Here is an 8,456-nt window from a genome sequence, read left to right on the forward strand (position 1 = left end):
AGGGCGAGCGCGGTCGTGCGGCGGGCGGGCATGCGCGGTTCAGGGGCTTGCCGAGAAACGGTATCCGGCGCCGCGCACGGTCTGCACCAGGCCGTCGAGCCGGTACGGTTCCAGCGTCTTGCGCAGGCGGCGGATGTGCACGTCGATGGTGCGCTCCTCGACGTACACGCTGCCGCCCCAGACGTGGTCGAGGAGCTGGGCGCGGGTGTACACGCGCTCGGGGTGGGTCGCGAAGAAGTAGAGCAGGCGGTACTCGGTGGGGCCGATCGCCACCGCTTCGTCGCCGGCGAACACGCGGTGCGCGGGGCCGTCGATCTTCAGGCCGCCGACCTCGACCACGCCGGTGCCGTCGTCGCCATGGCTGCGCCGCAGCACCGCCTTGATGCGCGCCAGCAGCTCGCGCGTCGAGAACGGCTTGACCACGTAGTCGTCGACGCCCGCCTCCAGCCCGCTGACGCGATCGGTTTCCTCGCCGCGCGCGGTCAGCATGATGATCGGCACCTCGCGGGTGAGCTCTTCCCTGCGCAGGCGCCGCGCCAGCTCCAGGCCGCTGGTGCCGGGCAGCATCCAGTCAAGCAGGATCAGGTCGGGCACCTTCTCGGCGATCGCGTGCTGGGCCTCGCGCGCGTCGGCGGCGTGCGCCGGCTCCATGCCCGCCTTGCGCAGCGCGAAGGCGACCATGTCGCGGATCGAGGCCTCGTCTTCGACGATCAGGATGCGCTTCTGCACGCGTCCACCTTGGTTCCCTGTGACGCCTTTATTGCAGCGGCTCAATATTACGCCGCGATGACACGCCGCGGCGGCGCGCCGCTCAGCCGCCGCCGAAGGTCAGTTGGCCCTGGTCGTCGGTGCGGGTGCCGCGGCGGCGCAGCTCGAGCACGATCGGGGTCAGGTCGGCGATGCGCGCGTCGACGCGCGCGCGGGTGTAGTAGTCGAGGTCGGGCTTGGCGGCCAGCCGCTTGAGCTGCGCCAGCGCGTCTTCCGGCCGTCCGGACAGGTAGGTGGCGTCGGCGTAGGCCTCGGCGGCGCGGTCGAGGTCGCCGGCCACGTCGCAGGCGCGGCCGTAAGTCGAGTAGAGATTCGGATCCTCGGAAGCGTCGAGCAGCGGCTTGAGCAGCGCGGCGGCCTTGCGCGCGGGTTCCGGCTTGGCGTTGTCGAGCAGGGCGCGCGCATAGGGCAGGGCGATCGCCGGGTTGTCCGGCGAGTCGGCGGCCAGGTCGGCGTACTGGGCCAGCGCGGCGTCGCGGCGGCCGGCGTTGGAGGCGGCGTCGGCCATCGCCAGGCGCAGCGGCAGGTTGTCCGGGTCTTTCCGCAGCAGCGGCGCCAGCGTTTCCGCGGCCTGGGCGGCGCGTCCGCTGCGGGTCAGCGCCAGCGCGTAGCCGTAGCGGTTGGCGACGCTGTCGAAGCCGGGCGTGTGGTCGAGGTTCTGCGCGTAGTAGACGGCGAGGCTGCGCGCGTCGTCGGAAGCGAGCACGCGCACGCGCTCGCGCATCAGCGCGTAGAAACTTGCGCCGGCCGCCGCCGGCCTGGCGGCGGCGCGCGTGTGCGGGGCGAGCAGGCTGCCGCGATCATGGACGTAGGGCAGCGGAATCAGCTGGTCCTCCCAGCGCGTGTCGCCGGCGGCGAGCCGCGGCGCGTCGCCGCGCGCCTGTTCCTCGATCACGTGCGCGCGCGCCTTGGCGTCGCTGATGCGCGAAGTCGTCACCGGGTGCGTGCGCAGCAGTTCGGGCACGTCGCCCTCGCCGCCGCCGGGGCGCAGCGCGGCCAGCATGCGGCCGAAGAAATCGGCCATCGCTTCGGGGTCGAAGCCGGCGCGGGCGAGGGTCTGGATGCCGACGCGGTCGGCCTCGGCCTCGTCGGCGCGGGTGAAATTGATCTGCTGCTGCAGCAGCAGCCCCTGGCCGGCGGCGAGGATGCCGATCGGCGCGTCGCCGCTGGTATGCGCGCTGGCCAGGATCGCGCCGAGGATCGCCAGCGCCATCAGCGGCGTGGCCTTGCGCGAGGCCTCGAACGCGCGCGCCAGGTGGTTCTGGCTGATGTGGCCGATCTCGTGGGCGATCACGCCGGCCAGCTCGCTTTCGTTGGCGGTGATGGTGATCAGGCCGGCGTTGACGCCGATGTAGCCGCCCGGCGCGGCGAACGCGTTGATCTCGTTGTCCTTGACCACGAAGAAGGTGAACTTCTGCTTGGGGTCGGCGCTGGCCGCGACCAGCCGGTAGCCCAGCGCGTTCACGTAGGCGTCGAGCAGCGGGTCGTCCACCACCAGCCCCAGTGCGCGCATCTGGTGCAGCATGCTGGAGCCGTAGGCGTCGGCTTCCTGCGGCGACAGCAGGGTGCCGGCGGAGCTGCCCATGTCCGGCAGGCGCACGTTGTCCTGCGCGCCGGCGGCGAAGCTGAGCGCGGCGGCGAGGAGGGCGGGAAGCCAGGTGCGAGGGGGCATCGGACGGCGCAGGGGAAACGTGCGGTTTCGACCACCATAACGCAGCGCGGGTTCCCCGGCCACCGCGCGCGACGGCGCGGTTTAGCCGCGGTTGCGCCGGCACCTCTTGGCTCCGGCCGCGGCCGCCCCCATCATGCGTTGCGCGCCCCGCCGCGCCCGCGGCGGGGCCTCCTCGGAGTTCCCATGCCTACCATCGAGATGTACACCACGGCCGTGTGCCCGTATTGCGTGGCGGCCAAGAACCTGCTGAAGGCGCGCGGCCTGGCCTGGCAGGAAATCCGCGTCGACACCGATCCGGCGCGGCGCGAGGAAATGCTGGCGCGCGCCGTCGGCCAGCGCACCGTGCCGCAGATCTTCGTCAATGGCCACCACGTCGGCGGCTATACCGACCTGGTCGCCGCCGAGCGCAGCGGCCGGCTGGCCGAACTGCTCACGGAGAGCGCGTGATGAACGACCGCGTCGGGCAGTTCACCGAGTTCCGCAAGCGCATGAACGAACGCATCCTGGAGCACGACAACCAGACCGTGCGCCGCTTCTTCGCGCTCGACACGCAGGCCTACAAGGACGGCGCGCTCGACGTGAAGACCAAGGAGATGCTCGGCCTGGTCGCGTCGCTGGTGCTGCGCTGCGACGACTGCATCAGCTACCACGTCGCGCAGTGCAAGGAAGCGGGGCTCGACCGCGACGAGTTCTTCGAGGTGTTCCAGATCGGGCTGGTGGTCGGCGGCTCGATCGTGATCCCGCACCTGCGCCGCGCGGTGGACTTCCTCGATCGGCTGGAAGGCGGGGTCGAGGCCGGCGCCGGTGGCTGATGGCGGCCGCGCCGCCGGTCGCTGCGACGCCGTGCCGCACGTCGCGGGCGCGGCCTGCGACCAAAGTCCGGCCGCGCCTGCGGCGCCGCGCCTTGTCCGACGGGGCGCCGGCGGGCGATAATTCCGCGTCTGTACGGGCGCATATCGGCTCGCCCGCGGCCTGACAGGAGCGGAACCTCCCATGAGCAAGCACATCGCCGTGATCCGGGGCGACGGCATCGGCCCCGAGATCATGAACGCCACCCTGCGCGTGCTGGACGCGCTCGACTGCGGCCTGACCTACGAGTTCGTCGAAGCCGGCATGGCGGCGCTGGAGAAACAGGGCGAGCTGCTGCCGCAGGCGACGCTGGACGCGATCGCGCGCCACCGCGTCGCGCTGAAGGGTCCGCTGACCACGCCGATCGGCGGCGGCTTCAGCTCGCTCAACGTCGAGCTGCGCAAGCGTTTCGACCTGTACGCCAACGTGCGCCCGGCGATCACCTTCCCCGGCACCAAGGCGCGCTACGAGAACATCGACATCATCACCGTGCGCGAGAACACCGAGGGCGCGTACCTGACCGAAGGTCAGAGCATGTCCGAGGACGGCGAGACCGCGCAGTCGCTGATCCGCGTCACCCGCCGCAGCTCCGAGCGCATCGTGCGCTACGCCTTCGAGATGGCCCGCCGCAAGGGGCGCAGGAAGGTCAGCGTGGTGCACAAGGCCAACATCATGAAGACCACCTCGGGGCTGTTCCTGAAGGTGGCGCGCGAGGTGGCCCGGGACTATCCCGAGATCGAGTGCAACGAGCTGATCGTCGACAACACCTGCATGCAACTGGTGATGAACCCGCACCAGTTCGACGTGATCGTCACCACCAACCTGTTCGGCGACATCATCTCCGACCTGTGCGCCGGCCTGGTCGGCGGGCTCGGCCTGGCGCCGGGCGCCAACATCGGCACCGAGGCGGCGATCTTCGAGGCGGTGCACGGCTCGGCGCCGGACATCGCCGGCAAGGGCGTCGCCAACCCCTGCGCGCTGCTGCTGGCCGCGGCCGACATGCTCGACCATCTCGACCTGGTCGGGCAGGGACACATCGTGCGCCGGGCGATCCGCGACACGCTGGAAGCGCGCGACCGCGTCACCCCCGACCTCGGCGGCAAGGGCAGCACCGACAGCTTCGCCGACGCGCTGGTCGAGCGCGTGCACGCGGCGCACAAAAGCGCGGCCTGAGCCCGCACCGCGGATTGCGCGCGAACGCCGCGGCCGGCGACGGTCGCGGCGTTTTCGTTGGCGGCGCGCGGCCTCAGTGGCGCAGCACGCAGACCGCGCCGCCGCCCGGCCGATAGCCGGCTGCGAGCGCCTTGTGCACGTAGTCGGCGGCGCGGCGCACCGCGTTGCGCGGTGCGGTGCCCTTGGCCAGTTCGGCGGCGATCGCCGAGGCCAGCGTGCAGCCGGTGCCGTGGCCTTCCGCCTTGAGCCGCGGATGCACGATCTCGAGCACGCCGCGCGCGTCGTAGTAGCGGTCGATCACCGTAGCTCCGCGCGCGTGGCCGCCCTTCAGCAGCACCGAGCGCGCGCCCATCGCCAGCAGCGCCTGCGCGGCGGCGTCGGCGTCGCCGCGTGTGCGGACGGCGATGCCGGTCAGCGCCTCGGCCTCCGGCAGGTTGGGCGTCAGCACGTCGGCCAGCGGGATCAGCTCGCCGACCAGCGCGTCCAGCGCGGCGGGATCGAGCAGGCGCGCACCGCTGGTGGCGAGCATCACCGGGTCGATCACCGCCCACGGCGGGCGCCGGCGGCGCAGCTCGCGCGCGACCAGGCGCACGATCGCCGCGCTGGCCAGCATGCCGGTCTTCACCGCCGCCACCGGGAAGTCGGCGAACACCGCCTCGATCTGGCTGGCGATGTGCGCCAGCGGCACCGCGTGCACGGCGCTGACGCCGCGCGTGTTCTGCGAGGTGATCGCGGTGATCGCGCAGGTGCCGTGCACGCCGCGTGCGTGCATCGCCTTCAGGTCGGCCTGGATGCCGGCGCCGCCGCCGGAGTCGGAGCCGGCGATGGCGAGGCATACCGCGGGACTCGGGGCCCGGGGCCCGGAACCCGGCTTGACGCGCGTGCGTGGCTCGACCTGCGGCTTCATGTTCGGTACGAGAAGAAATGCTCGCGATCGCGCTTTACGACGGAGAGTTCCGCGCCCCTGCCCTGGTCGCGTAGGGTGGGCTTCAGCCCACCATCGCGGTCCGCTCGCGTACGCGTTCGGTGGGCGGAAGCCCCCCCGACGCCCGCTCTACGGAATTGGACTTTTGCGAGTCTCGAGTCCCGCAACTACAGCGCCTCCGAGGCGAAGTCGGCGAGGCGCGAGCGTTCGCCGCGGCGCAGCGTGATGTGCGCGGCGTGCTGCCAGCGCTTGAAGCGGTCCACCGCGTAGGTCAGGCCGGAGGTGGTCTCGGTGAGGTAGGGCGTGTCGATCTGCTCGACGTTGCCGAGGCAGACGATCTTGGTGCCCGGACCGGCGCGCGTGACCAGCGTCTTCATCTGCTTGGGCGTCAGGTTCTGCGCCTCGTCGAGGATCAGGTAGCGGCCGAGGAAGGTGCGGCCGCGCATGAAGTTCATCGAGCGGATCTTGATGCGCGAGGCGAGCAGGTCGTTGGTGGCGGCGCGGCCCCAGGCGCCGCCTTCCTCGGGGTTGGCCAGCACTTCGAGGTTGTCGGTGAGCGCGCCCATCCACGGCGTCATCTTCTCCTCCTCGGTGCCGGGCAGGAAGCCGATGTCCTCGCCGACCGAGACCGTGGCGCGGGTCATGATGATCTCGCGGTAGCGCTGCTGGTCCATGGTCTGCGCCAGGCCGGCGGCCAGCGTCAGCAGCGTCTTGCCGGTGCCGGCGGTGCCGAGCAGGGTGACGAAGTCGACGTCGGGATCCATCAGCACGTTCAGCGCGAAGTTCTGCTCGCGGTTGCGCGCGGCGATGCCCCACACGGTGTGCGCGCTGCCGGCGTAGTCGTCCATCAGCACCATGCGCGCCTTGTCCTCCTGCACGTCCAGCACGCGCAGCTCCACGCTGTTCTCGCCGGGCAGGTACAGGCACTGGTGCGGATGCCAGTCGTCGTCCTTGCCGGGCTTCAGCTCATAGTAGGTGTGGCCGCGCTCGGACCAGGAGCGCAGCTCGGGGTGGCGGTCCCAGAAGTCCTCGGGCAGCGCCGCGTGGCCGGTGTACAGCAGCGAGAAATCGTCCAGCGCGCGGTCGTTCTCGTAGTCCTCGGCGTCGATGCCGTAGATGGTCGCCTTGATGCGCAGGTTGATGTCCTTCGACACCAGTGCGATCGCGGCCTGCGGTTGCTGCTCGCGCAGCTCCAGCACCGCGTCGATGATCTGGTTGTCGGCCTTGCCGTAACCGTTGCCGGCGCGCGCCTGGAAATACAGCCGGCCTTCGGCGCCGCCGTGACGCAGGCGGATGCCCTCGGGCGAGGCCAGCGGCAGGCCTTCCTTGATGCCGTGGCCGTTGCCGCGCTCGATCAGCTCGTTGAGGAAGCGGCTGACCTGGCGCGCATTGCGCGCGGTTTCCGAACCGCCCTTCTTCTTTTCGTCGAGTTCCTCCAGCACGGTCATCGGGATGAGGACGTCGTGTTCCTCGAAGCGGAACAGCGAGGTCGGGTCGTGCAGCAGCACGTTGGTGTCGAGGACGTAGATGCGCTTGCCGCGAGTCATGCGGGCGGGACCTCGTGCGGGTGGAAAAGCCGAAGCGGCGCCGCCGGCTCGCGACGGGCGTCGCGTCCGGGGCAGCATGGTCGGGTGCAGTCGCTCACTTGCGCGGGATGGCGTCCAGTACGGCCTGCGCGTGCCCGGGCACTTTGACGCCGCGCCACTCGCAGGCCAGCCTGCCGTCGGGGTCGATCAGGAACGTGCTGCGCACCACGCCCAGGTGGCGCTTGCCGTACAGCACCTTCTCGTGGATCACGTCGAAGGCCTTGCACCAGGCCTCGTCGGCGTCGGAAACCAGCGGAAACGGCAGGGCATGCTTGCGGGCGAAGCCGTCGTGCGACTTCGCCGAATCGCGCGAGACGCCGATCACTTCGGCCCTGCGCTTCCTGAACTCCGCATAGAGATCGCGGAAGTCCTGCGCCTCGCGCGTGCAGCCGGGCGTGTTGTCCTTGGGATAGAAGTACAGCGCCACCCAGCGACCGGCGAGATCCGCCAGCGCCAGCGTGCCGCCGTCGCTGGTGGCGCCCTTGAGCATGGGGGCGGGTTGGCCGATCGCGGGCATCGTCAGTACTTCATCGGGTCCATGATCGCGTCGAGGTTGAGCCCGTCGCAGAGTTCGAGGAAGTCGTCGCGCAGCGCGGCGATGTGGGTGTCGGACGGGATGCCGATGGTGATCTGCGCGGAAAACATGTCGGCGCCGGTCTGCATCGCGCGGTAGCGCATCGAGGCGAGCTGCTCCACGCTGATCTCGTGGTGCGAGAAGAATTCGATGATCTCGACCAGCACGCCGGCCTTGTCGCCGGCGACCACCTCGACCACGTAGGGCAGCAGGTGGCTCTGTGCGCTGCGCGGGCTGGTGCGGTAGTGGGTGATCTGCAGCTCGTCGTCGCGGGCGAGCTTGCCGAGGTTGGTTTCGAGCTTGGCGATGCCGTCCCAGGACCCCTGCGCCAGCAGCATCACCGAGACGTCGGCGCCGACCGTGGACACGCGCGCGTCGACCAGGTTGCAGCCGCAGTCGGCGATGCGCTTGACCAGCGTCAGCAGCGGCGAGCGCGCGGCGGGCGACAGCGTCTGGATCAGCAGGTGGTTCTCGGGGCCGGGACGCGAGGTGGGGCGATTCAAGGCGATGCGACCTGCGTTTGTGGCGATCCCTGGCCGGGCGCGGCGCGCCCGCGCAGTCAGCTTACTTGCCCGTGCCCGGAACCCGCAAGTAACATCGACGCATTCACCACGCCGGGATCAGCCTTGAACATCCGCGGTAGCATCTGTGCGCTGGCCACGCCGTTTCGGCCGGACGGCGCGCTCGATCTCGACGCCTATGCGCGCCTGCTCGACTACCAGATCGAGGGCGGCACCGAGGCGCTGGTCGTGGCCGGATCGACCGGCGAAGCGCACGGCCTCGACCACGACGAATACGAGCGCCTGCTCGCGTTCGCCGTGCGTCGCGTCGACCGGCGCGTAGCGGTCGTCGCCGGCACCGGCGAGGCGAGCACGCGCAAGACCGTCGCGCTGACGCGCCGCGCGCGCG

General features: G+C 70.9%; 10 protein-coding genes. 4 read left to right on the top strand and 6 right to left on the bottom strand.

Annotated features, from left to right (window positions below; genetic code table 11):
- Positions 1 to 39: 39 nt before the first annotated feature.
- Both phoB and ABFC67_RS06090 read right to left on the bottom strand, forming a co-directional pair.
- Positions 40 to 729 carry a phosphate regulon transcriptional regulator PhoB gene (phoB, locus tag ABFC67_RS06085; protein ID WP_346737149.1) on the bottom strand — a complete coding sequence of 230 codons (690 nt, stop codon included), beginning with the start codon at positions 727 to 729 and terminating at the stop codon, positions 40 to 42.
- Positions 730 to 811: 82 nt separating this feature from the next.
- Positions 812 to 2,440: a M48 family metalloprotease gene (locus ABFC67_RS06090; RefSeq protein ID WP_346737150.1), complete on the bottom strand. Its 1,629-nt coding sequence runs from the start codon at positions 2,438 to 2,440 to the stop codon at positions 812 to 814.
- Between the two features lie 183 nt (positions 2,441 to 2,623).
- Here ABFC67_RS06090 and grxC point away from each other — a divergent pair, with 183 nt between their 5' ends.
- The 3 genes from grxC to ABFC67_RS06105 all read left to right on the top strand — a co-directional run bounded on the left by grxC (position 2,624) and on the right by ABFC67_RS06105 (position 4,462).
- Positions 2,624 to 2,887, top strand: coding sequence for a glutaredoxin 3 (grxC, locus tag ABFC67_RS06095; protein ID WP_346737151.1), 264 nt, complete (start codon positions 2,624 to 2,626; stop codon positions 2,885 to 2,887).
- Complete coding sequence (locus ABFC67_RS06100; protein ID WP_346737152.1) at positions 2,887 to 3,252, top strand: carboxymuconolactone decarboxylase family protein; 366 nt, start codon at positions 2,887 to 2,889, stop codon at positions 3,250 to 3,252. Before grxC ends, ABFC67_RS06100 begins: the two co-directional genes overlap by 1 nt.
- Positions 3,253 to 3,433: 181 nt before the next feature.
- On the top strand, positions 3,434 to 4,462 hold the full coding sequence (locus tag ABFC67_RS06105; RefSeq protein WP_346737153.1) for an isocitrate dehydrogenase: 1,029 nt from the start codon (positions 3,434 to 3,436) through the stop codon (positions 4,460 to 4,462).
- A 73-nt stretch (positions 4,463 to 4,535) separates the two neighbouring features.
- On the opposite strand, the gene thiD is transcribed toward ABFC67_RS06105, so the two are convergent.
- From thiD to ABFC67_RS06125, 4 genes are all read right to left on the bottom strand, one after another.
- On the bottom strand, positions 4,536 to 5,369 hold the full coding sequence (gene thiD, locus ABFC67_RS06110; RefSeq protein ID WP_346737154.1) for a bifunctional hydroxymethylpyrimidine kinase/phosphomethylpyrimidine kinase: 834 nt from the start codon (positions 5,367 to 5,369) through the stop codon (positions 4,536 to 4,538).
- A gap of 185 nt (positions 5,370 to 5,554) precedes the next feature.
- Entirely contained in the window at positions 5,555 to 6,934 is a 1,380-nt protein-coding gene (locus ABFC67_RS06115) for a PhoH family protein (protein WP_346737155.1), read from the bottom strand.
- A 94-nt stretch (positions 6,935 to 7,028) separates the two neighbouring features.
- Positions 7,029 to 7,490, bottom strand: a complete 462-nt coding sequence (locus ABFC67_RS06120; RefSeq protein ID WP_346737156.1) for a peroxiredoxin — start codon at positions 7,488 to 7,490, stop codon at positions 7,029 to 7,031.
- 2 nt (positions 7,491 to 7,492) lie between these two features.
- Positions 7,493 to 8,056 (bottom strand): ACT domain-containing protein, encoded by a 564-nt coding sequence (locus ABFC67_RS06125; protein ID WP_346737160.1) that lies wholly within the window; start codon positions 8,054 to 8,056, stop codon positions 7,493 to 7,495.
- 117 nt (positions 8,057 to 8,173) lie between these two features.
- Here ABFC67_RS06125 and ABFC67_RS06130 point away from each other — a divergent pair.
- Positions 8,174 to 8,456, top strand: a 283-nt coding sequence (locus ABFC67_RS06130) for a dihydrodipicolinate synthase family protein (protein WP_346737157.1), incomplete at its 3' end; no start/stop codon positions are given.

This window comes from Mizugakiibacter sp., from assembly GCF_039680435.1.
GTDB lineage: Bacteria > Pseudomonadota > Gammaproteobacteria > Xanthomonadales > Rhodanobacteraceae > Mizugakiibacter.

Coding starts and splice junctions, on each gene's coding strand:
- grxC (WP_346737151.1), top strand. CDS start 2,624: ATGCCTACCATCGAGATGTACACCACGGCCGTGTGCCCGTATTGCGTG.
- ABFC67_RS06115 (WP_346737155.1), bottom strand. CDS start 6,934: ATGACTCGCGGCAAGCGCATCTACGTCCTCGACACCAACGTGCTGCTG.
- ABFC67_RS06120 (WP_346737156.1), bottom strand. CDS start 7,490: ATGCCCGCGATCGGCCAACCCGCCCCCATGCTCAAGGGCGCCACCAGC.
- ABFC67_RS06090 (WP_346737150.1), bottom strand. CDS start 2,440: ATGCCCCCTCGCACCTGGCTTCCCGCCCTCCTCGCCGCCGCGCTCAGC.
- ABFC67_RS06105 (WP_346737153.1), top strand. CDS start 3,434: ATGAGCAAGCACATCGCCGTGATCCGGGGCGACGGCATCGGCCCCGAG.
- ABFC67_RS06100 (WP_346737152.1), top strand. CDS start 2,887: ATGAACGACCGCGTCGGGCAGTTCACCGAGTTCCGCAAGCGCATGAAC.
- thiD (WP_346737154.1), bottom strand. CDS start 5,369: ATGAAGCCGCAGGTCGAGCCACGCACGCGCGTCAAGCCGGGTTCCGGG.